This is a genomic window from Thermanaeromonas sp. C210, from assembly GCF_013167955.1.
In the GTDB taxonomy this organism is placed as follows: Bacteria; Bacillota; DSM-521; order Neomoorellales; family Neomoorellaceae; genus UBA12545.
This window is the reverse complement of the sequence record NZ_BLWF01000002.1, coordinates 569,816-593,113: the sequence shown is the minus strand read 5'-3', so window position 1 is coordinate 593,113 and position 23,298 is coordinate 569,816. Positions and strand designations below refer to the sequence as shown.

General features: G+C 59.7%; 18 protein-coding genes and 1 other annotated feature. Of the genes, 15 read left to right on the top strand and 3 right to left on the bottom strand.

Features of this window, described 5'->3' with window-relative positions; genetic code table 11:
• The first annotated feature begins 471 nt into the window (after positions 1-471).
• The 15 genes from TAMC210_RS07090 (at position 472) to ygfK (ending at position 16,915) form a co-directional block, all read left to right on the top strand.
• On the top strand, positions 472-1,632 hold the full coding sequence (locus tag TAMC210_RS07090; RefSeq protein WP_173298066.1) for a pyridoxal-phosphate-dependent aminotransferase family protein: 1,161 nt from the start codon (positions 472-474) through the stop codon (positions 1,630-1,632).
• 292 nt (positions 1,633-1,924) lie between these two features.
• Positions 1,925-3,502: a phosphoglycerate dehydrogenase gene (serA, locus tag TAMC210_RS07085; protein WP_173298065.1), complete on the top strand. Its 1,578-nt coding sequence runs from the start codon at positions 1,925-1,927 to the stop codon at positions 3,500-3,502.
• Between the two features lie 348 nt (positions 3,503-3,850).
• The gene (serS, locus tag TAMC210_RS07080) at positions 3,851-5,128 is read left to right on the top strand and encodes a serine--tRNA ligase (RefSeq protein ID WP_173298064.1); all 1,278 of its coding nucleotides are present in this window, start codon (positions 3,851-3,853) and stop codon (positions 5,126-5,128) included.
• A 38-nt stretch (positions 5,129-5,166) separates the two neighbouring features.
• Entirely contained in the window at positions 5,167-6,615 is a 1,449-nt protein-coding gene (locus TAMC210_RS07075) for a sensor histidine kinase (RefSeq protein WP_173298063.1), read from the top strand.
• Complete coding sequence (locus tag TAMC210_RS07070) at positions 6,605-7,276, top strand: response regulator (RefSeq protein WP_173298062.1); 672 nt, start codon at positions 6,605-6,607, stop codon at positions 7,274-7,276. Before TAMC210_RS07075 ends, TAMC210_RS07070 begins: the two co-directional genes overlap by 11 nt.
• 209 nt (positions 7,277-7,485) lie before the next feature.
• Positions 7,486-8,001 (top strand): DoxX family membrane protein, encoded by a 516-nt coding sequence (locus TAMC210_RS07065; protein ID WP_173298061.1) that lies wholly within the window; start codon positions 7,486-7,488, stop codon positions 7,999-8,001.
• A gap of 693 nt (positions 8,002-8,694) precedes the next feature.
• Positions 8,695-10,026 (top strand): magnesium transporter, encoded by a 1,332-nt coding sequence (mgtE, locus tag TAMC210_RS07060; protein WP_373996445.1) that lies wholly within the window; start codon positions 8,695-8,697, stop codon positions 10,024-10,026.
• 260 nt (positions 10,027-10,286) lie between these two features.
• Complete coding sequence (rpmG, locus tag TAMC210_RS07055) at positions 10,287-10,436, top strand: 50S ribosomal protein L33 (RefSeq protein ID WP_173298060.1); 150 nt, start codon at positions 10,287-10,289, stop codon at positions 10,434-10,436.
• Between the two features lie 15 nt (positions 10,437-10,451).
• On the top strand, positions 10,452-10,679 hold the full coding sequence (gene secE, locus TAMC210_RS07050) for a preprotein translocase subunit SecE (protein ID WP_173298059.1): 228 nt from the start codon (positions 10,452-10,454) through the stop codon (positions 10,677-10,679).
• 11 nt (positions 10,680-10,690) lie between these two features.
• A complete protein-coding gene (gene nusG / locus TAMC210_RS07045; RefSeq protein WP_173298058.1) occupies positions 10,691-11,218 on the top strand; it encodes a transcription termination/antitermination protein NusG in 528 nt (175 codons plus the stop codon).
• Between the two features lie 22 nt (positions 11,219-11,240).
• Positions 11,241-11,666 carry a 50S ribosomal protein L11 gene (gene rplK / locus TAMC210_RS07040; RefSeq protein ID WP_173298057.1) on the top strand — a complete coding sequence of 142 codons (426 nt, stop codon included), beginning with the start codon at positions 11,241-11,243 and terminating at the stop codon, positions 11,664-11,666.
• 58 nt (positions 11,667-11,724) lie between these two features.
• Positions 11,725-12,423 (top strand): 50S ribosomal protein L1, encoded by a 699-nt coding sequence (gene rplA, locus TAMC210_RS07035; RefSeq protein WP_173298056.1) that lies wholly within the window; start codon positions 11,725-11,727, stop codon positions 12,421-12,423.
• 98 nt (positions 12,424-12,521) lie between these two features.
• Positions 12,522-12,668, top strand: a sequence feature (ribosomal protein L10 leader region).
• A 21-nt stretch (positions 12,669-12,689) separates the two neighbouring features.
• Positions 12,690-13,217: a 50S ribosomal protein L10 gene (gene rplJ, locus TAMC210_RS07030; RefSeq protein ID WP_173298055.1), complete on the top strand. Its 528-nt coding sequence runs from the start codon at positions 12,690-12,692 to the stop codon at positions 13,215-13,217.
• A 33-nt stretch (positions 13,218-13,250) separates the two neighbouring features.
• Complete coding sequence (gene rplL, locus TAMC210_RS07025) at positions 13,251-13,634, top strand: 50S ribosomal protein L7/L12 (protein ID WP_173298054.1); 384 nt, start codon at positions 13,251-13,253, stop codon at positions 13,632-13,634.
• A gap of 233 nt (positions 13,635-13,867) precedes the next feature.
• Positions 13,868-16,915: a putative selenate reductase subunit YgfK gene (gene ygfK / locus TAMC210_RS07020; protein WP_173298053.1), complete on the top strand. Its 3,048-nt coding sequence runs from the start codon at positions 13,868-13,870 to the stop codon at positions 16,913-16,915.
• Positions 16,916-17,079: 164 nt separating this feature from the next.
• On the opposite strand, the gene cydD is transcribed toward ygfK, so the two are convergent.
• The 3 genes from cydD to TAMC210_RS07005 form a co-directional block, all read right to left on the bottom strand.
• Positions 17,080-20,724, bottom strand: coding sequence for a thiol reductant ABC exporter subunit CydD (cydD, locus tag TAMC210_RS13500; protein ID WP_173298052.1), 3,645 nt, complete (start codon positions 20,722-20,724; stop codon positions 17,080-17,082).
• A 145-nt stretch (positions 20,725-20,869) separates the two neighbouring features.
• A complete protein-coding gene (gene cydB / locus TAMC210_RS07010) occupies positions 20,870-21,874 on the bottom strand; it encodes a cytochrome d ubiquinol oxidase subunit II (RefSeq protein ID WP_173298051.1) in 1,005 nt (334 codons plus the stop codon).
• Positions 21,865-23,250 (bottom strand): cytochrome ubiquinol oxidase subunit I, encoded by a 1,386-nt coding sequence (locus TAMC210_RS07005; RefSeq protein ID WP_254388546.1) that lies wholly within the window; start codon positions 23,248-23,250, stop codon positions 21,865-21,867. Before TAMC210_RS07005 ends, cydB begins: the two co-directional genes overlap by 10 nt.
• Positions 23,251-23,298 lie beyond the last annotated feature (48 nt).

Here is a 23,298-nt window from a genome sequence, read left to right as displayed (position 1 = left end):
CTAGTTTGGCCCGCGAGGGTTTTTGGAGCCAGCGAAAGCCAAGCAGGTCTGGAATAAGAACAGGGGATAACTCAGGGGAAAAAGGCCCTTGCTTTGTCGCCGGGCCTGTGCTAAAATCATTGCCAAAAACAAAGGATACCGCCAAAATGATGAGGGGGAGGAGGCGCGCCCACTCCGGTAAGCGAGAGAGCTGGTGGTCGGTGGGAACCAGCCCGGAGGCTGCAGCCAGGCACCCCTGAGTGGCCGGCGATAAACCCGTCGGGGAGGGTCTCTTCAGCGGAGAAGGCCAGCGGCGGGGCAAACCGGCCCGGTCATGTCCGTTACGCATGCAGAGGGGGTCAGGAAAACCGGTACGGTCTTTCCTGGCCAAGTAGGGTGGCACCGCGGGAAGAGACTCCCGTCCCTGACGACTCGGCAGGGACGGGAGTTCTTGTTTTAACCCGATTAAAGGGAAGGAGGAGATATTAGAGTATGCTTGACAAGCAAATCTTGCTCTTGCCCGGCCCTACGCCGGTACCGCCCCGGGTGGCTCAGGCCATGGCCCGGCCGGCCATAAACCACCGGGGACCCGAGTTCGTCCGGCTCCTGCAGGAAGTGACCCGCGGCCTGCAAGGGGTCTTTCAGACTAATAACGACGTAGTAGTCCTCACCTCTTCCGGTACGGGGGCCATGGAAGCAGCCGTGGCCAACCTCCTGTCCCCCGGGGATAAGGCCCTGGCCGTGAGCGTAGGGGCCTTTGGGGAACGATTTATTCAGATAGCCCGCCGTTTCGAGGTCGACGTGGAGGTAATGGCCTTTCCCTACGGGCAGGCTGCCGATCCGGAGGCCGTTGCCGCGAGGCTGGAGAGGGACAAAGGGGGCCAGATCCAAGCCATCCTGGTCCAGCATAACGAAACTTCAACGGGGGTTCTCAATGATATCCGCGCCATCAGCGAAGCCCGCCGCGGGCACCCGGCCCTGCTGGTGGTTGACACCATAAGCGGCCTCATAGCCGCCGATCTCCCCGTGGACGCCTGGAAGGTGGATGTGGCCATTGCAGGTTCCCAGAAGGCCTTTATGGTTCCGCCGGGCCTGTCCATGCTGGCCTTGAGCCGGCGGGCCTGGGAGGCCGTGGAGCGGTGTACCAACCGCCGCTACTACTTCGATCTCCTGGCGGCCCGGGAGCAGGCTGCCCGGGGCTGTACCCCCTACACGCCGGCCGTTTCCCTCCTTTACGGATTGGAGGAAGCACTGCATATGGTGGCCGAAGAAACCTTGGCGGGCAGTTTCCGGCGGCATGCCCTCCTCCGGGATATGGTCCGGGCCGGCCTCAAAGCCCTGGGCCTGGAGCTTTTGGCGCCGGACGAGGTAGCTTCGCCCTCGGTCACCGCCGTTAAAGTGCCGCAGGGACTTAAACCCTCCGACATCATTGTTCCCTTGAGGGAAAGGCACGGCGTAATAGTAGCCGCGGGCCAGGGGGAGGTAAAGGACAGCATTTTCCGCATCGGCCACCTGGGCTATGTCACTACCCATGACATACTGGCAGGCCTGGCGGCGTTAGAGGACGTCCTGGACCGGTTGGGTATAAGGACCCGCGACGGGGCGGGGGTTACGGCGGCCCTAAGGGTGTACCAGGAGGGGCGGGCATCCTAACCGGGTGCCGGCCCCCAACCCCCTTTAATCCTCACCGGGGGGCAAAATCCCCCCTCCGGGCGCACGCTACGGGGAGGCCGGCTTAAGGTTCTCCGCACAGAGGGGAACGGGAGCACCCCAACCCCGGTGGAAAGCCGAACTCGCCGGCAGTTGTCCCTGGGAACCTGGAGGGGAAAGGCACCCGGCCGGAGCGGTGGGAGGGGTTGCCGTGAGGATCCCCACAGGGGCTCTCCGGCGAGAGAGGGAGGCGAAGGATAGAGCATAACAAAATCCCCAAAGGAGGATGTTTCCTATGCGGGTTCTCGCCTTGGACCATATCGATCCCCAGGGTCTAAAGATCCTGGAAGAGGCGGGGCTGGAAGTGGAGGCCCGGGGGAAGATGGACGAAGAAGAGCTAAAAAAAGTTCTGCCCCTTTATGATGCTTTAATCGTGCGCAGCGCCACCAGGGTTACCGCTGCAGCCATGGCAGGAGCCCGGAGGCTGCGCATTATCGGACGGGCGGGAGTGGGAACGGATAACATCGATGTGGCCGCGGCCACCGAGCGGGGTATCCTGGTGGTCAACGCACCCGAAGGCAACACCGTTGCAGCTGCAGAGCACACCTTAGCCCTGATGCTCGCCCTGGCGCGGAATATTCCCCAGGCCGACAAGTTTCTCAAGGAAGGGATATGGGAAAAAAAGAAATTTCTGGGTGTAGAGCTCAAGGATAAAACCCTGGGCATCCTCGGCCTGGGCAAGATCGGCAGCGAGGTTGCCCGCAGGGCCCGGGCCTTTGATATGCGCTTGCTCGCCTATGACCCCTTTGTACCACCGGAACAGGCGGAACGCCTGGAAGTCGGCCTGGCCCCCCTGGAACAGGTCCTTAAGGAGGCCGATTTTCTCACCATCCACCTGCCTTTGACGAAGGATACTTATCATCTCCTGGGCCGCCGGGAGCTGGGCCTTATGAAACCGGGGGCCCGCCTCTTGAACGTGGCCCGGGGGGGTATAGTGGACGAGGAGGCCCTCTATGACGCCCTGGCCGGCGGGCACCTGGCAGGGGCGGCCCTGGATGTCTTTGAACAGGAGCCCGTGACGGCAAGCCCCCTGTTCCGGCTGGCCAACGTCATCGTAACTCCCCACCTTGGCGCCTCTACTGCCGAGGCCCAGAGGGCGGTGGCCGCGGAGGTAGCCCAGGATGTTGTGCGCTGCCTTAAAGGGGAACCAGTCCACAATGCCGTGAACATTCCGGTGGTGCGGGGACCCCAGGCCGAGGTCCTGCGGCCCTATCTGGAGCTGGCCGAAAGGCTCGGAGGTTTTTTGGGCCAGCTCATGGAAGGGCCCGTCCTGGAAGCGGAGCTCACCGTTGACGGCGACCTGGCCCAATACGACCTCTCGCCGTTGACCAGTTCCTTTCTTAAGGGGCTCCTCCGTCCGCTCCTGGGTGATGCCGTAAACTACGTAAACGCTCCCGTAGTGGCCAAAAAGCGGGGCATCCGGGTAAGGGAAAACAAGAGCCGGGATATGGGTTATTACACCAACCTGGTCAGGGCCCGGCTCCAAGGCCGCCGGGAAGAATTCCTGGCCGCGGGTACGGTGAACCAGGCTGGCGAGCCCCGCCTGGTGGGTCTCAACGGTTATAGCCTGGACGCGGGACTGAAAGGGCATATGCTCTACGTTCCCCACATCGACCGGCCCAAAATCATCGGACCCGTGGGCTTGGCCATGGGCGACCACGGTATTAATATTGCGGCCATGCAGGTAGGACGCCGGGAGGCGGGGGGAGAGGCGGTCATGATCATGAGCATCGATTCCGAGGTGCCCCGGGAAGTCCTCCAGGTCCTTCGCCGGATTTCAGGGGTGCTGGACGTCCGCTACCTCCACCTTTAAAAGGCCGGCGGCTCCGGCCCGCGCGGCCGCAGCCCTGGAGGTCGAAAGGGCCTTCCCCGGAGGACGGCCGGTTAAGTCGAGGTGGAGGAGGTCTAGGTGTCGGTCCGGGCAGGGGCGGCCAGGGCTTTTCCCCCTGGCAAGGCCGGCCTCCCTTATGCGGAGGGGATGGAAAACAGGAATCCGGCCTTTCCCGGACCGGAGGGAGAGGGCTAGGGGCGCTCGACCGGGGTTTGCCAACCGCTGACAATCGTGTCATAATAGTGACAAGCAACAGCCAGCACTGGCACGAAAGGGAATTGCGGGCCGCGACGACGGGCGACCCGGCTAGGGGACAAAGGGGGATGTACTTTGCTGGACATAAAGTTATTGCGCCAGAATCCTGAATTGGTGGTCGAGGGCTTGCGGCGCCGGGGCCTGGCCGCCCCGCTGGAACAGTTTCTGGACCTGGATGCCCGGCGGCGCAGCTTGCTTACGGAAGTAGAAGGCCTCAGGAACCGGCGCAACACCGTGTCGGAGGAGATCGCCCGGCTGAAAAAGGCGGGGCAGGGGGCGGAGGATCTTATCGCGGAAATGAGGGAGGTTTCCCGGCGCATTAAGGAGCTAGACGAGGACCTCGAGGTCGTAGAACAGCAGCTGGCCCAGGAAATGCTGGCTCTACCCAATCTGCCCCACTCCTCGGTGCCCGACGGTTCCGGCGAGGAAGACAACCAAGTTGTGCGGCTCTGGGGAGATAAGCCGGCCTTTACTTTTGCCCCGCGGCCCCACTGGGAGGTCGCGGAAAGGCTGGGCATTATCGATTTTGAACGGGGTGCCAAGGTGGCCGGGGCACGGTTCGTCTTCTACCGGGGAGCCGGGGCCAAACTGGAGCGGGCCCTCATCAACTTTATGCTGGATCTACACACCGAGAAGCACGGCTATATTGAAGTGTTCCCTCCCTATCTGGTCAACAGCGGTGCCATGCTGGGGACGGGGCAGCTTCCCAAGTTCGCAGAAGATATGTTCCATATCAGCGGTACGGATTACTATCTTATACCCACGGCCGAGGTGCCGGTAACCAACCTGTACCGGGAAGAGATCCTGGAGGGGGAGCAGCTGCCCCTTTACCACGTGGCCTACAGCGCGTGCTTCCGGGCCGAGGCGGGGGCGGCGGGCCGGGATACCCGGGGCCTCATCCGCCAGCACCAGTTTAACAAAGTGGAATTAGTTAAGTTCACCCGGCCGGAACAATCTTATGAAGAGCTGGAGAAGATGACCAGGGATGCGGAGGAGGTTCTACAGCTCCTGGGCCTCCCCTACCGGGTGGTGCTCTTATGTGCCGGAGACCTGGGCTTTGCTTCGGCCAAGACCTACGACCTGGAAGTGTGGTTCCCGGCGGCCGGTGTTTACCGGGAGATTTCTTCGTGCAGTAATTGCGAAGATTTCCAGGCCCGGAGGGCTAACATACGCTTCCGGCCGGGTCCCAAGGAGAAACCCCGCTACGTGCATACCCTGAACGGTTCTGGTGTGGCCGTCGGCCGTACGGTGGCCGCTATCCTGGAAAACTACCAGCAGGAAGATGGCTCGGTGGTCATCCCTCCCGCCTTAAGGCCCTACATGGGCGGCCTGGAGGCCATCCGGCCGGAGTAGGCCCCGGGACCCCCTTTGGTCGCCAAGGGAGATCCGAGATGCTGCGCAGCACCCTGCTGGAAATTTTAGACCACAACTGGTATCTGGTATTTTTTGTCTACGGGCTAGCCTTCTTCCTCATGGGTTTTAGTATTGCCCTGCGGGGCAGGGGGCCGAGCTCCTTCCGCCTGGGCCAGTATCTTCCTCTGCTGGCCGTCTTCGGCCTGACCCATGGCCTGGCCGAATGGCTATATATTTTCCTATCCCCCGGCATGGCGGCCAGGGGACGGCAGACCCTCCAGGGCGCAGTGCTTACCGGCGGGCATGCCGCCTTAATGGCCCTATCCTTTGCCTTCCTGCTGAGCTTTGGCCTTTCCCTCTTGGCCAGCAGGTGGGGTTGGTCAAAGGGGTGGCAGAGGCTGCCTTTCCTCATGGCGGCGGTCTGGCTCTATGTTTTCCTGGCCCGCCGTCCCGCCGACCCCGGAAACTTTTCCGCATGGCTAACCTCCACGGAAGTCATGGCGCGCTATTTTTTGGCCCTGCCGGGTGCCGTGACGAGCTCTCTGGGCCTGTTCCTCCAGAGGGAGGAAGTAAAAGAAGTCCATTATCCGCCCCTGGACCGGGGCCTGGTAGGGGCTTCCCTGGCCTTTGCCCTCTACGCCTTTGCCGGTGGGATGGTAGTGCCTCCGGCCCCTTTCCCGCCGGCCAGTCTCATTAACACTTCCCTCCTGCTGCAATGGGGTCTGCCGGTCCAGCTATGGCGAACCGCCGCCGCCGTCCTTGCAGCTTATTTTATCATCCGCACCCTGGATTTGTACGAAATCGAAAACAGGCGCAGGTTAGAGGAATTGCGCCGGCGGGAACTGGTGTGGTTGGAAAGGGAGCGCATTCGGAGGGACCTGCATGACGGCGTCATCCAGTCCGTCTACGGCTTTTCCCTGGGACTGGACCACGCCCTGGCACTGTTGAAAAAAGAACCAGAGGCCTGCGGGGCTCAGCTGCGCCGGTTGAGGGACCGGGCCGATGGCCTCCTCAACGAGCTGCGCCGCTATTTGCAGCAGCTGGAGCTGGCTCCCGGTTTGCCGGGCAGGGCCGTACCCATCTTGGAGGATTTGCTGGCCGACTTTACGGCGAGTACGGGGATGGAAGTAAACTTTCACTGGCGGGGCAGGCAGGAGAAGGACATGGATGCGGATCAGCGGAGTCATTTCTATCATATGGCGTCGGAAATCTTAAGCAACATCCGTCGGCACGCGTCTGCCACCCGGGTGGAGGTGCAGCTGGACCTGGGAAGCACGGGGTTAGGCCTTGCCGTAGCGGATAACGGAGTGGGTTTCAGATGGGAAGAAGCGGCCGATTCCCGGGGTATGGGCCTGTTCAATTTGCGCGAACGGGCGGCTATGGCCGGGGGAAGGCTGGATATTAAGAGCCTGCCAGGTAAAGGTACCCGGGTTACCGTGTGGCTGCCTTACAGCGCCCCGGGAGGGGACAACGGGAATGGTCATTAAGGTCATGCTGGTAGAGGATCATGTAGTGGTGCGGGAAGGCCTGAAGACCTTACTGGCGGCCGAAGAAGATGTGGTTATAGTCGGTGAGGCCTCTACCGGAGAGGAAGCCCTCGAGGTAGCGGCGCGGACCGACCCCCAAGTAGTGGTTATGGATTTGCGCCTACCGCGCATGAGCGGCATAGAGGCCACCCGGGCCCTGAGAGAAGCCTTTCCCAACCTCGGTATTGTCGTTCTTAGCATGTACGATGATGAGAATACGATCTTGCGCGCCTTGAAAGCGGGGGCTTCGGGTTACGTGCTGAAAAGGGCCGGGGTGTCCCAACTGGTCGAAGCCATCCGGCTGGTGGCCCAGGGTGAGGTTTACCTAGACCCGGCGGTGTCCCGCCGGGTAGTGGAAGGGCTGCAGAGGACAGGAGTAGGAGGAGGGCGCACGGCGGAGGAAGCGGGCCCCGAACTCACTCCCAGGGAGCAAGAGATTTTGCGGCTGGTAGCCAAAGGACTGACCAATGCGGAAATCGCCCGGCGCCTTTTCATAAGCGTAAAGACCGTCCAGGCCCACCGGGCCAACCTTATGAAAAAGCTGGGTGTCCACGACCGGGTGGATCTGGTGAAATACGCCCTCAGGAAAGGCTTTTGGACCCTGGAGGAGGAAGAAAGTTAACAGCTGGGCGCCCTCGAAAGGGGAGTAAAGAGTTAGGGGAGCGGTCCCTCGTCTATGATGTAGAGGGGGTAGCTTTAGAGAACCCATAGGGCACGGACCCTAGGGTCAGCACCCTAGCCAAAATGGGTTCCAGGGCCGATAGAAAGGCTTTCCTCCGGACCGTATAGTTAAAGGTAAAAAGGTCAAGCATAAACAAGGAGGGGGTCTTCATGCCAAGCTTTTTACGTAGCAAAGCCCTGGCGCCCCTTTTGACCGTGCTCAGGATCTGGCTGGGGTGGGAGTGGTTGCAGGCGGGCTGGCACAAGCTGTCCGATCCCAGGTGGATGAGGGGAGGGGAAGCCCTTCAGGGATTCTGGGCCAGGGCGGTGGGGGCTTTGCCCGAGTCCCAGCCGGCCATCAAGTACGGCTGGTACAAGGCTTTCATCCAGGGCTTGTTGGACGGCGGCCACTACTCTTGGTTTGCCAAGCTGGTAGTACTGGGCGAGATATTGACGGGGCTGGCCTTAATCTTGGGAGCCGCTACGGTTTTTGCCCTCTTCGTCGGTGCCTTTATGAATTTGAATTTTATGCTCGCGGGTACGGCCAGCACTAATCCGGTTATGTACACTGTAGCCATCCTCCTTCTGGTGGCCGGGCCTGCCGCCTACCAGTACGGCCTGGACCGCCTGCTGTTGCCTTACCTCCAAAGGGTTCTCCGGCGGGAAGGAGAGGCCCTGGCAGGGTAAAGGCGCGGGGACGTTTTACCGCCGCCGAAGGGGACTAAATTAATATTGAGGAGAATGCCGTTTAAAGGGAGCTAGAGCCCCGGGAGACGCCCCGGGGCTTTCGGCTTTCTGGCGCCGGGGACCCCGCCCTTGCGGGGGAGGTGCCTAGTCAGGACCGAGGCCCATGCACGCTGGGGGACCGACCGGTGCCCTTTCTACCGCGGCCCCTCGGTAAGCCTTGGCCCCTTTCCCAATGGCGTAGAGCCCGGAGACCAGCCGGACCATGTCGCCTCCCTGGGAGATGGCCGTACCCTGGCGGACTCCCAACCCCGGCGGTGCCGAGGACCGGAAGGCCCCCTATCGGGGTAGGCGAGTGAGGCGTCTGAGCAAAGGGGGGCCGGGGCGAATTCTTCCAAGGGCCTCAGGAACGCTCCAACGGCCGGGTAAGGATTACGGATAATGGCCCGGCCCTTTTGTGCTGCGTTCGTTGATCTTTTCCCTTCAATGTGCTATGATATGTCCGCTTTCCTAGTTTCTACTTTTAGCGAAGGGTGGTGGTACGGTGGACCCGCTCCCACGATGGTTCGACGCGCTATATTTTACAACTTCATACAGTAAACTAAAGAGTGGGGGATTATCGTGGCCAACCGTCTGCCGCCTACCGGACTCCCCCACCTCGAAGGGGGAAACAAGATAGAAGACGTAGACCGCACCGTGGAATTGTTTCGCGGGTGGATTGAGGAAAAGAACTACCGGCAGTTGAAGACCTACCTTATACAGGCCCCCGTGCAGGATATTGCGGAAATCCTCAACCGGCTGGATGCCAAGCGCAGCCTGCTTACCTTCAGGCTTCTGCCCAAGGAAAAGGCGGTGGAGGTATTTGCCTATCTGTCGGAAAAGATCCGGACCGCCCTATCCCAGATGATCGCCGAGGATGAACTTAAAAGCCTGGTGGAGGCCTTATCCTTCGACGATAAAATCGACTTCCTCGAGGAAATGCCGGCTAACGTGGTTAAGAAAATCCTCCAGCGCACACCGGAGAGCGAACGCAGGCTCATAAACGAATTTCTGAATTACCCGGAGGACTCGGCCGGCAGCATTATGACCATCGAGTTTGTGGACCTCCGCGAGGGTATGACGGTGGCGGAGGCCCTGGAGCACGTACGCTATACCGGCCCGGATAAAGAAACCATCTACACCTGCTATATCATCGATAAAGAACGCCGCCTGGTAGGGGCCATCACCCTCAAAGACCTGGTACTGGCCCGGCCGGAAGCCTGGATAAGAGATTTAATGACCCGGGATGTCGTGGCCGTCAAAACCCACGAAGACAGGGAAGTGGTGGCTGCCCTCTTCAAGAAATACGACCTTTTGGCCATGCCGGTAGTAGATCAGGAAAACCGTCTGGTAGGTATCATTACCGTCGACGATGTGATGGACGTCATAGAAGCGGAAGCTACGGAAGACTTTCACAGGATAGGCGGTATCAAGCCTACGGAGGAATCCTACCTGGCCCAGAGTATTTTTGCCGTGGCCCGCAACCGCATCTTCTGGCTGCTGGCCCTCATGCTTTCGGCCACTTTCACGGGCCGGATTATCGAGCATTTTGAGACGGTGCTCCAGGGGATGGTGATTCTGGCGGCCTTTATTCCCATGCTCATGGGTACGGGCGGGAACGCGGGGTCCCAGTCTTCCACCACGGTTATTCGCAGCCTGGCGCTGGGGGAGATCAGGCCCCGGGACGCCTGGCGGGTCCTGGCCAAGGAGAGCTGTGTAAGCTTGGTGGTGGGCCTGGTACTGGCGGCCGTAAATTTTATCCGTCTGCTCTTTCTGGAGCGGGTTCCTCTCGGTATTGCCTTGGTGGTCAGCTTGACCCTAGTGATAACCATTTTCCTGGCCAAGGTGGTGGGAGGGCTGTTGCCGTTAATGGCCAAGGGTCTTAGAATCGATCCGGCCATTATGGCCAGTCCCCTCATCAGCACCGTGGTGGACGCCCTGACTTTAATAGTTTACTTTAATATCGCTTCCCTGCTTTTGACGCCCTAGGGGAGCCTTCCTGGGTTTAGCAGCCCTAGTCCCCCGGCGCTGGAAACAGGGGGTTGTAGCGCCAGAAGTATCATGGGGACTGCCGGCCGCGGGCCACAAGGTGGGGCTGGGCCCAGGCCGGGCCTTTGTTGACAGGGTATTACTTTTATGCTAAATTAGGTTAGGCATTCCTGGCGTGGGGCGTGTGACTGGAAGGGTACATGGTGTCTCTGCGTTGGTTCGGTATCCTTTGAGCGGCACCTTTGGAGGAGGTGGGCGTAGTGCGTATAGGTATAACCCTGGAGTGCAGCGAATGCAAACGCCGGAACTATACTACCACCAAGAACAAGAAAAATGATCCCAATCGCCTGGAGCTTAAGAAGTACTGCAGCAACTGCGGCAGGCATACGGTCCATAAAGAGACCAAGTAAGGGATGTGGGGTGGCATGGTGACCAAGTCAGTAGCCAAGCCTGCCGGCAATAGAACTAAGTTGGGTGAAAGGGCCGTAAAGTTTATTAAGGGCTCCTGGGCGGAGTTAAAAAAAGTACACTGGCCTACCCGGCGGGAGCTGGCCGTTTATACCGGCGTGGTGCTGGTGTCTGTTTTTGTTGTGGGGATCCTGCTGTGGGTCATGGATTCCCTGTACAGCTTTATATTTAAACTGATTCTGTAGAGGGATAACTCATGGAGAAGGCCTGGTACGTTATCCACACCTACTCCGGGTATGAGAACAAGGTGAAGGCCAATCTGGAAAAGCGCGTGGAATCCATGAATATGGGGGACAAGATATTCCGCATTGTGGTCCCCATGGAGGACGAGATTCAGGTCAAAGACGGCAAGCGAAAGATCACCAAGCGCAGGATATATCCGGGGTACGTCCTGGTGGAAATGATCCTGACCGATGCCTCATGGTACGTAGTGCGGAACACCCCGGGGGTCACCGGCTTTGTGGGTGCGGGCAGCAAACCCATCCCTCTACAGGAGGAAGAGGTCCAGCAGATCCTTGAACGGGCGGGTACCGATACGCCCAGGCCGCGCATCGACGTCAGCATCGGTGAAAACGTACGGGTCATCAGCGGTCCCTTCGAGAATTTCATCGGCACCGTGGAAGAAATACATCCAGATAAAGGGAAATTAAAGGTACTGGTTTCCATGTTCGGCCGGGAAACGCCGGTAGAGTTGGAATTCGACCAGATAGAGAAGCTGGATTAGACGGGAAAGGGGAGGTGGCGAGATGGCCAAGAAGGTTGCGGCGGTGGTTAAGCTACAAGTTCCTGCAGGGAAGGCTACACCGGCCCCGCCGGTAGGGCCTGCCTTGGGCCAGCACGGCGTCAACATAATGGCCTTTGTAAAGGAATTTAACGAGCGCACGGCGGGTCAGGCCGGGTTGATCATCCCGGTAGAAATTACTATTTATGAAGACCGCTCCTTCACCTTTATCACCAAAACCCCGCCGGCGGCGGTGTTGCTCAAGAAAGCCCTGGGCCTAGAGACGGCCTCGGGAGAGCCCAATCGCAAGAAGGTGGGCAAGGTTTCCCGGGCCACCATCAGGGAAATAGCCGAGCAGAAAATGAAGGATCTCAATACCGCCGACATAGAGGCGGCCATGCGCATGATCGAGGGCACGGCCCGCAGCATGGGCATCGAGGTGGAAGGGTAATCCCTCGCCCTTCCCGAGTGGGAGGAGCAATCCGCTAGAACCACGAGGAGGAATGTTTATGCCCAAACACGGCAAGAAATATCTAGAAGCCAAGAAACTGGTGGATCGGCAGCGCCTCTACGAGCCGGCCGAGGCCGTTAGCCTCGTTAAGCAAACGGCCACCGCCAGGTTTGACGAAACGGTGGAGGCGGCAGTACGCCTGGGCGTGGATCCCCGCCACGCCGACCAGCAGGTCCGCGGTACGGTAGTCCTACCCCACGGCACTGGCAAGACGCCGCGGGTGCTGGTTTTCGCCAAGGGGGATAAGGCCAAGGAAGCGGAAGAAGCCGGCGCGGATATCGTGGGGGCCGAAGAGCTGGTGGAGAAGATCCAGGGCGGATGGATGGATTTCGACGTGGCCATCGCCACGCCCGATATGATGGGGACGGTGGGCAAACTGGGGCGGATCCTGGGTCCGCGCGGTTTAATGCCCAACCCCAAGGCCGGCACCGTGACCATGGATGTAACAAGGGCGGTAAAGGAAGTCAAGGCCGGTAAGATTGAATTCCGGGTAGACAAGGGCGGCATTGTGCATGCCCCCATAGGCAAGGTCAGCTTCCCCGAAGATAAACTGGTGGAAAACTTCCGGGCCCTTATGGAAGCCCTGGTCAGGGCCAAACCCGCGGCGGCCAAGGGCCAGTACATTAAGGCCGTTAGCCTGTCCTGCACCATGGGCCCGGGTATCAAGATCAATCCCCTTAAGGCGGTGCCCCGATAGGCCCGGCCGTGCAATGGCGGACGCGAACCCCGGGGCGGGATGGATGGTGGGTACGGGGCGCCTCTTGAAGCTAAAGGTTTAGGGAGCAAAGACTACAAGATGGATAAACCCAGAGGCCGCAGACAGCAGGTGCTCCTCCGGGAGCTTAAAGTGGCCTGCCGAGGCCGGTGGGCGGCGCGTATTTCTCCGTTGTCACGGAGGGATAGATCGGCCCTTGCTTCGGCAGGGGCTTTATCTTTGCCTTGCGGGAAGGGGGTGCTAAGGTTTTGAATAAGCAGCGGCAGGCGAAAGTGGCAGCAGTAGAGGAGATTAAGGGCAAAATCAGCCAGTCTTCGGCCTTAATCCTGGCCGATTACCGGGGCCTGAACGTGGCCGAAATGACCCAGCTCAGGCGGCAGCTTAAGGAAGCAGGGGCCGAACTAAAGGTGGTCAAGAATACCCTGACCAGGATCGCCGCCCGCGATGCAGGCCTGGAAGGCCTGGACCCTTATCTGGAGGGACCCACGGCCATAGTTTTTAGTTTCCAGGACCCGGTGGCGCCGGCCAAGGTCGTATCCGGTTTGGCCCGGACGAAAGAGGAGTTTAAGCTCAAGGCCGGGGTGCTCCAGGGCAAGATCATCAGCCAGGCGGAGATTAAAGCCCTGGCCGAGCTGCCGCCCCGGGAACAATTACTGGCCAAGGTGGTGGGCGGGCTGCAAGGCCCGCTGTACGGGCTGGTCAGCGTACTGTCCGGGCCTCTGCGCAGCCTGGTTTATGCGCTGGAGGCCATACGGCAGCAAAAGGAAGCCTCGTAAGGGAATATCAAGGTTAAGGAGGAAGGATCCACTATGAGCAAAGTAGCCGAGATTATCGAAGCGGTAAAAGGGATGACGGTACTGGAACTGGCCGAACTGGTGAAGGCCTTGGAGGAAGAGTTCGGCGTTAGTGCGGCAGCGCCCGTAGCGGTGGCCGCAGTGCCCGGCGCGGCGGCGGCTCCGGCCGAGGCGCCGGCGGAGGAGCAGACCGAATTCGATGTCATCCTCAAAGAGGTCGGGGATAAGAAGATCAACGTAATTAAAGTGGTACGCGAGATCACCGGCCTCGGCCTTAAAGAGGCTAAAGACCTGGTGGACGGCGCACCCAAGCCGGTGAAGGAAAAGGTCAGCAAGGAAGAGGCCGAAAGCATCAAGAAAAAGCTGGAAGAAGCTGGCGCTACGGTGGAGGTAAAGTAGAACTTAGGGGCAGGGAAAAGTCCTTTCCGGGCGGGAGGCAGTGTGGCCCACGGCCATGCGGCCTCCCGCCGTCTTAATAAAGGGGATTTGGACGGCACTGTTGCCAGAATAGACAGGGAAAAGTGACCATTAGCCTTAATTTTATGGTGTTTTAGCAGGAATTCACCTGTATGCGTAGAATATAAGTACTATTAAAACTTGGCAACGATTCAAACACGCAAGGGGGAGAACACATGAGCGATGTCATGCGTCCCATCCCGTTCAGAAAGCTCTTAAATTGGGTACGGGAAGAGGGGCGCCGTTACCGGAGAATTTTCGGTATTCCTGAGGAAAAGTTTTACCGGAAGAAGGACGGTACCCTCCTGTCCCTCTTCGGGGAACACCTGGGCACCCCCTTGGGACCGGCGGCCGGACCCCATACCCAGCTGGCCCAGAATATCGTGGCGGCCTACCTCAGCGGGGGCAGGTTCTTTGAACTCAAAACGGTACAGATCCTGGATGACCTCGACATCCCCAAACCGTGTATTGCCGCCCAGGACGAATGCTACAATGTGGAGTGGTCCACGGAGCTCTCGGTGGAGGAGGCCTTTGGCGAGTATGTCAAGGCCTGGTTCCTGCTCCACGTTCTGGAGCGGGAATGGGGCCTGAGGGGACCCCGCTCCTTCATGTTCAATATGAGTGTGGGTTATGACTTAGAAGGAATCAAGTCCCCTAAAGTAGATCAGTTCATCGAAGGCTTAAAGGATGCCTCCCAGAGCCCCGTTTTCCAAGAATGCAAGAGGGTCTTGAAAGAAGAGCTGGGGGCCTTTTCCGCCCTAGACGAGGAATTTATTGAAGATATCTCGCCCCGCATCTGCAGCTCGGTGACCCTCTCGACCCTCCACGGCTGCCCGCCGGGAGAAATTGAGGCCATATGCAAATATCTTCTGGGCGAGAAGGGCCTGCATACCTTTGTGAAGCTGAACCCCACCCTTTTGGGTTATGAATTTGTCCAAAGGGCCCTGGCGGGTCTGGGCTACGACTATATACAGCTTAAGGAAGAGTCCTTTGCCCATGACCTGCAGTACGGCGATGCCCTGCAACTTCTACGGCGGGTCCTGGCCTTCGCCCAGGAACGGCAGCTAGGTTTCGGGGTTAAGCTTTCCAATACCCTGCCCGTGAAGATTACGCGCGGCGAATTACCCGGGGAAGAAATGTATATGTCCGGCCGGGCCCTATACCCCTTAACCATCAACCTGGCCGCCAAGCTGGCGGCGGAATTCCAGGGCCGGCTCAAGATCTCTTACGCCGGCGGGGCGGACGCCTTCAACATCGCCAGGATATTCCAGTGCGGTATATGGCCCATCACAGTGGCCACCACCCTCCTAAAGCCGGGTGGATACGCGCGGCTTAAGCAGATGGCCGAAGACCTGGAGCCCTATCTGGTCCAAGCCCGGGACGGGCTTACCGATGTCCGGCAACTCCAGGAGCTGGCCGACAGCGCCCTCCAGGATGTAAACTACCATAAAGAAAGAAGGGTTGTGGAGAGCCGGAAGATCTCCCGGCGCCTTCCCCTGACGGACTGTTTTGTGGCTCCCTGCACTGTGGGATGCCCCATTGGACAGGATGTTCCCGACTATATCAGGCTTATCGGCGAGGGGAGGTACCGGGAGGCCTATGAAGTTATCGTGGACAAGAACCCCCTCCCCTTCATTACGGGTACCCTGTGTCCCCAGTTTTGCGCTACCAAGTGCACCCGCCTCGATTACGAAGAGCCGGTGTGCATACGGGCCCTTAAGAGGGTGGCCGCCGAAAGGGGCCATGGGTTCTACCGGCCCCCGGCGCGGCCGGAGGCCAGCGCCGCCAGGGTGGCGATTATCGGGGCAGGACCTGCCGGCCTGGCCGCAGGGTATTTCCTGGCCAGGAACGGGGTAAAGGTAACGGTCTTCGATCACCGGGACCGTCCTGGAGGCACCGTGGCCTGGGTAATCCCCGATTTCCGCATCTCCAGGGAATATATCGAGAAGGACCTGGACCTCATCAGGGGGGCAGGGGTGGAATTCCGCCTGGGCGTGGATCCCGACCTTACCGTAAAGGGCCTCCGCGAAGAGGGCTACCAATATGTAGTGCTGGCCATCGGAGCGGGCCGGGCTAATCCCCTGGACCTCAAGGGCGGCTCGGAAAGAGCAATGGACGTCCTGGAATTCCTGGAGCAGTTTAACAGGGACAAGAAGGCCCTCAAGCTGGGTAAAAAGGTGGCGGTTATCGGCGGCGGGAATTCGGCCATGGATGCGGCCCGGGCTGCCCTCAGGGTGGAGGGCGTAGAAGAGGTTTACGTGGTCTACCGGCGAACCCGTAAGTATATGCCTGTGGACCGGGAAGAGCTGGAGGCGGCCTTGAGGGAAGGGGTTATCCTCAAAGAGCTCCTGGCGCCCTATTCCTGGTCCGGGGGCGTGCTCCGGTGCCAGAAGATGGAGCTGGGCGAACCGGATGCCTCCGGGCGCCGGCGGCCGGTTCCCCGGGAGGGCGAGTTCGAGGACCTCAAGGTAGATACCGTCATTGCAGCCATCGGGCAGCAAGTTGATTACGATATCCTAAAGAAAAACGGTATCCGGGTAGACGAGGCGGGCCGGATTGACGCGGATCCGGCCACCGGTGAGACGAACGTGGAGAACGTGTTGGTGGCCGGCGATGCCCGTACCGGCCCCTCTACCATAGTCCAGGCTATGGCCGACGGCCGGAAGGTCGCCCGGGCCATCATGGAGAAAGAAGGCCTGGCGTCTGAAAGGGTTGTGGCACGGCCTTCCTTTGACGGGGCAAGACGCCAGCAGGAGATAATCCAGAAGAAAGGCCTCCTCAAGGGAGCCTCCCCGGACCTGGCGGACGAACACCTGCGCTGCCTGGAGTGCGGTTACCTCTGCAACCTCTGCGTGGAAGTGTGTCCCAACCGGGCCAACGTGGCCGTGGAGGTAAAGGGCGAGGCCTTAAGGGATCCCAGCCAGATCATCCATGTGGACGGCATGTGCAACGAGTGCGGCAACTGCGCCACCTTCTGCCCCTATGACGGGGCCCCCTACAAGGATAAGTTTACCCTCTTCTGGAGCGAGGAGGACTTTAGCAACAGCCGGAACGACGGCTTCCTTCTCCTGCAGAATGGGGAACAACCCCTCTTCAGGGTGCGGAGGGGCGACAAGGTGCTGGAGGTCAAATTCGACGCCGCCGGTAGGGCGGATAAGGAACTGGAACCGGGCCTCCAGGACCTCCTCTGGACCACCTATAAGGAACACAAGTATTTGTTCTAAGAGATGCGGATGGGCTGCAAAAGCCGTTTTTCGGCCCCTTGTTTTGCCCGGTGTTCACCAGCACCGGGCTTTTTCTGCTCCTTAGCCTGTATCTATCCTTATGCCCGGGGAAAAGCTGGTTCGCATTTTAGAGCAGTATTCCCCAAGGCTTTAAAAAGGGAAGGCTAACTGTCCATCTCCAGTATTTCGTGCTGCAGCTCCCACATGCGGCGGTAAAGCCCTTCTTGCCGGAGGAGTTCTTCATGCCGTCCCCGCTGGACAACCCGCCCTTTATCCAGGACCAGGATCTCATCCATGGCTTCCAGGCCTGCCAGGTGGTGGGTTATGACCAGGGTGGTCCGGCCGGCCATTAAACGGTAGAGAGCCTGCCTTATTTCCTCCGCGGTCACCGCGTCCAGACCCGATGTCGCCTCGTCCAGTACCAGGATAGGGGCGTTTTTTAAAAGGGCGCGAGCGATGGCCAGGCGCTGGCGCTGCCCTCCAGAGAGTTTCAGCCCCTCTTCACCGATACAGGTAGCATATCCCCGGGGCAGGCTCTGGATAAAATCGTCCAGCCTGGCCTCCCGCACTGCCTCCTCGATTTCCTCCCAGCTGGCATCCGGTCTGGCTAGCAATAGGTTTTCGGCGATGGTGCCATGGAAAAGGTGGGTCTGCTGGGAGACTACGGCTATTAGACGGCGCAATTCCTCTTGGGGATAGGCTTTGAGTTCATAGCCGCCCAGGCTGATGGTCCCTTCCTCGTAATCCCAAAATCGCAGGAGCAGGTTTACTAATGTGCTTTTGCCAGCTCCGCTGGGACCGACGAGGGCTACCCGGCCTCCTTCGGGCACGGTAAAGTCGATGCCGTCCAGTACGCGGGGTTCTTCCGGAGCATAGCGAAAGCGCAGCCCTTTGACCTGGAGCTGGTAATTGGCGGGCTGAGGCGTCGAGCCGGGAGGGTCCTGGACGGCAGGGCGGGTATCAATAAGGGCGAAAAGCCGTCGCCCGGAAGCCAGGCTTGCTTCCAGGTACTGGGGAATCCTGACCAGGGGTGTGACGGCCTCAAAACTGCCGGCCGCTCCCAAGGCCAGGGCGGCCAGGTAAACACCGGCCATTTTCCCGCCGTTAACCAGGGGAACGGCCAGTACCAGTACAAGCCAGATAGTCAGGTTCATAGCCAGGCTTGTGACGGCTGCTGCCAGTCCGGCCACCCCTGCTTCGCGCCCCCGGAGAACCTCCAGTTCCCGGCTCAAAGCGGCAATGCGCTCCTGCTGTTGTCTGGCCCGGCCGAAGGCCAGTATTTCAGGCATGCCCTGGACGGTATCCACCAGGGCGGTGTTAAGGGCCGCCCGTACTTCTCCCTGTTGCCGGGCCGTTCGCCGGCCGGCAACCTTAATGCCCAGGGGCGCGATTACGCCGCCCCCAAGGAATAACAACAGCCAGGCTATGGCCAGTTGCCAGGCAAAATGGGCCAGGAACATGAAAACGGCAACCATTACCAGCAGGGCTACCAGGGGTGGTGCTAGGACGCGGAGATAAAAGTTTTCCAGGGTCGCCACATCGGCTACGATGCGATGTAACAAGTCGCCGCTATGGTAATCCGGCAGGCGGGAGGGGATCAATGGCTCAAGGGCGCGGTAAAAGGAAACCCGGAGCCGGGTGAGGATGTGCAGGGTGACGCTATGGTTGACGTAACGCTCCAAGTAGCGGCTTGCGGCCCGGGAGAGGCTGAAAAAGCGTACCCCGACGATGGGGAGCATGAGGTCAGAAACTGGTGGGTGGAGGGCGGCGCTGGCAAGGAGAAAGGCCGCAGTGGCCATGAGGCCGACGTTGCTGGCAACGGTAAAAAATCCGAGGAAAGCAGCCATTACTACGGTCGGCCAGGAAGGCATAATTAAACCCAGGAGTCGGATGAAGGTACCGGCAGCATTCCCACGTTGAAGGAGGCTAGGCCCTATCTGCCGGTACGGGGTCTTGCCGACTGCCTGGTTCGGGAGGAGCTTATGACGACGACTTTTTTCCCCGGCAGCGTGTTTCATGCTAGCGCCGCGGAAGGCCGTGACCAGGCGGTAGTAGACACCCTGCCGCGCCATTAATTCCTCGTGCCGTCCTGTTTCCACTACCCGGCCGGAGGCCAGGACCACGATGCGGTCAGCTCGGTAGACGGTGCTGAGGCGGTGGGCGATAATCAACACCGTGCGGTTTTCCATCAGGCGCTCCAGGGCCGCCTGGATGAGCTGGTCGGTAGCCGGGTCCAGGTTGGCCGTAGCTTCATCCAGGATTAACAGGGGGGCGTCCTTCAAGATGGCCCGGGCTATGGCCAGGAGCCGGGCCTGGCCGCCGCTCAAGCGCAGCCCCCGCTCACCTATGGGCGTGTCATACCCCTGGGGCAGGGCGACAATGAATTCGTGGGCACCGGCAAGGCGGGCTGCCGCTACCACTTCTTCCCGCGAGGCTTCCGGGCGTCCCAGGAGGATATTGTCGGCTATAGTACCGCTGAAAAGGTAGGGATGCTGGGGAACCAGGGCCACCTGCCGGCGCCATTCCTCCAGGGGGATCTGGTTTAAGGGAAGTCCGTTGGCGGTAATTAGCCCCCTGTCGGGTTCCAGGAAACGTAGGAGCAGGTGGGCGATGGTGCTTTTCCCCCCGCCGCTGGGACCAACCAGGGCCACCTTTTCCCCCGGCCGGAGTTCCAGGGTGACATCCTCCAGGGCCGGCCGCTCCCTGTCCGGGTAAGTATAATGAACGTCTGCCAGGACAATATGCAGCCCCGGCTGCTGCCTTGCGTTGGCCCCAGCCCCAGGATCATTTCCTGTTCCTGAGCCGTGAGGCGGGGATTTAACCCCCGCGTTCCCTAATGCCGATGCCGGGCAGGGAGAGGCCATATCCAGAAGGGCGAAGATCCGCCGGGCAGCGTTGACACCGGCCAGGCCGGCATGGAACTGACTACCCAGGAGGCGCAGGGGCAGGTAGAATTCCGGGGCCAGCAATAGGAGAAAAAGGGCTTCTTGATAAGGTATGCGGGCATAGACCAGGCGCAGTCCTACGGTGACGGCCACCAGGGCGGTGCTGATGGTAGCTACGAGTTCCAGCACCAGGGCCGAGAGAAAGGCCACCCGCAGCACCCCCAGGGTGGTGGAACGGAAGCGTTCGCTGATACGGGCCAGGACTTCGGCCTGAGCTTTGCTGCGGCCGAAGATTTTCAAGGTGGGTAGACCCTGCAATACATCCAGGAAGTGGCCGCTCAGGGTGGTCAGGGTTTTCCACTGCTGCTGGCTGAGGGTTTCTGCCCGGTTGCCGATGAGGATCATGAACAGGGGTAGGAGGGGAGCGGTAAACAGTAGCAGCAGGCCGGAAAACAGGTCCAGGGGGAAAATAAAACCCAGCACCGCCAGGGGCACCAGGGCTGCCAGGGCCAGCTGGGGCAAATAGCGAGCGAAATAAGCCTCCAGGTCCTCTACACCTTCCACCAGAATGTTTACCAGCTCCCCGGTATGCTCATCCTTTAAAGGAACCGGCCCCAGAGCTAAAAGGTGAGCTACCAGGCGCTGGCGGAGGTCATATTTGACCTCGGCCGCGGCCCGGTGGGACGCCACCTCTACACCCCAGGCCAGGCCCGCCCGCAAGAGAATGATGCCCAGGAAGACCACAAGCCAGGGCCAGACCTCCCGCAGATTACGGCCTTCCAGGAAGACCCCGTTTACCACCCGGGCCAGGTAACCGGCCTGCAGGATAGCCAGCAAGCCGGCCGCCAGGCCCAGGCCGGTGGTGAAGGCCAGATACCGGCGTACCCGGCGGGCTTCGCCCAGGAGATTCCCTTCCAGCAACAAATTGCCTTCTCCTCTCCCTTTAGGACCTTCATTACTCTATCTATCTCTTCATTAAATAAACCTCCTTTGGCAACCCCATTCTACCGCTAATGGATTTAAAATTGGAACTAGCATAACCGGGCCTCCCCTGCCCCGGGATCGGCTACTAATATTCAAGGTTCCTGTCTTTAACCCGCTGGCGAAAGACCCAGTAGGTCCAGCCCTGGTAAAGGAGGACCACGGGTACCAGGGTAAGGGCGACGATGGTCATAACTTTAAGGGTATAGGGGCTCGAGGAGGCCTCGTAAATGGTCAGGCTCCACTGGGGGTTCAGGCTGGAAACCATTACCCGGGGGAAGAGGCCGCCGAAGATAGCGCCGGTACCCAGGAGGATGGTCAGACCGTTAAAGATAAAGGCCAGAATATAGTTCCGGGCTCTGAGCAACCATCTTGCCAGAATGAGGGTTGCCAGGGCGCTCCAGAAGGCCAATGCCGGTCCCAGGCGGGTAAAGATATCGGTTTCGCGGTAACTCATAATTAACAGCAGGAGGAAGGCCACCGCGGCGCCGGTACCGATCTTTAACCCCGCCTGCCGGGCCCGCTCCGGTAATTCATCTCCCGTCTTGAGGGCCAGGAAAAGCGCCCCCTGCAGGGTAAAAAGGAGAAGGGAGGTTATGCCTGCTAAGAGGGTATAAGGAGAAAGGAGATCGAAAAAGGTACCGGTATACTGCATCTTGGCGTCAATGGGTACGCCCCGGATCAGGTTGGCCAGAGCCACGCCCCAGAGGAGGGCCGGCAAAAAGCTCCCCAGGAACAGCATCCAGTCCCAGAAGTTACGCCAGGCCGGGCGGTCATCCTTGCTGCGGAATTCAAAGGCTACCCCGCGCAAGATTAAGGCTACGAGGATAAGAAATAACGCCAGGTAGAAGCCACTGAAAAGGGTGGCGTACCAGTGGGGGAAGGCGGCAAACATGGCCCCGCCGGCGGTGAGCATCCACACCTCGTTCCCGTCCCAGAAGGGGCCGATGCTGTTGATAATGGCTCGGCGCTCCCCATCACTTTTCCCCAGGAAGGGCAACAAGATACCGACGCCGTAGTCAAAACCCTCCAGGAAAAAGAAGCCGGCAAAAAGGACGGCTACCAGGATAAACCAGAGGACAGTTAGATCCATAATGATACCTCCCCGGAATTATCTAACATCCTGGTGGCAGGAGTTGCCTCAACACCCTGCCGGGCATATTTAGCCAGGAGAAAGATGTCGGCTACCGCCAGGACCCCGTACAGCAGGGTAAAGGCCACCAGGGTCGTTAAAATAGCGACGGCGGATACTCCGGGCGAGACGGCCGCCTCGACCCGCTGCAGCCCGTAGACAATCCAGGGATAGCGGCCGATTTCGGCCATCAACCAGCCGGCGGTGTTGGCGAGATAGGGCACGGGAATGCTCCAGAGGAGGGCCTTGAGGACCCGGGGTTTTTCTTCCAGCCGCCCCCGCCGCCAGAGGTACAGGCTGTAGAGGGACAGCAAAATTAGCCACAGCCCGGCGATGACCATTAGGCGGAAGCTCCAGAAAACCGGAGCGACGGGCGGAATATAATTGCCGGGGCCGAAGCTGGCCTCTGCCGCGGCCTGGAGCTCTTTCAGGCCTTTAACCTCGCCCTGGAAGCTGTTGTAGGCCAGAAAGCTGGCCAGGGCGGGAATCTTAATCTCGAAGGTATTGGTCTGGTTTTTTTCATCAACCAGGGCCACCAGAGCCAGAGGGGCCGGGTCGGCACTCTCCCACAAGGCCTCGGCCGCTGCCATCTTCATGGGCTGGGTATCGACCAGGTACTGGCCCTGGAAGTGGCCGACGGCCGCCACCAGCAGGCTGCAGATGACGCCCATTATCAAGGCCAGCCGGAAGGAACGGCGGAAGGGCTCTAATTGGCTTCGCCGCAGGAGATGATAGGCACTGATCCCCATGACAAAGAAGGCTGCCGTCACAAAACCGGCCAGGACGGTATGGGGGAATTGATAGAGGACATGGGGATTGGTGAGCAAGGCAAAGAAATCTGTCATCTCGGACCGGCCGTTACGCAGGACGTAACCCACCGGCTCCTGCATAAAGGAGTTGGCCACCAGGATCCAGAAGGCGGAAAGGTTGGTGGCGAAGGCTACCAACCAGATACAGGCAAGATGGAGGGTTTTAGACAGCTTATCCCAGCCAAAAAGCCATAAGCCCAGAAAGGTGGATTCCAGGAAAAAGGCGGCCAGGGCTTCTATGGCCAGGGGGGCGCCGAAAATGTCCCCGACGAAACGGGAGTATTCGGACCAGTTCATGCCGAAATGAAACTCCTGGACGATACCGGTCACGACGCCCATGGCAAAGTTGATGAGGAAGAGTTTGCCCCAGAAGCGGGCCATGTTCTTGTAAGTTTCATCACCAGTGCGGACGTAGATGGTTTCCATGATGGCCACCAGGACAGACAACCCCAGAGTCAGGGGGACGAAGAGAAAGTGGTAAACCGACGTAATCCCGAACTGCCACCGGGCCAGTAAAAGCGCATCCATCAATTTTCTCCTCCCCTCGGGTTATTAAAAAGTGTACTAAAGAGGTAT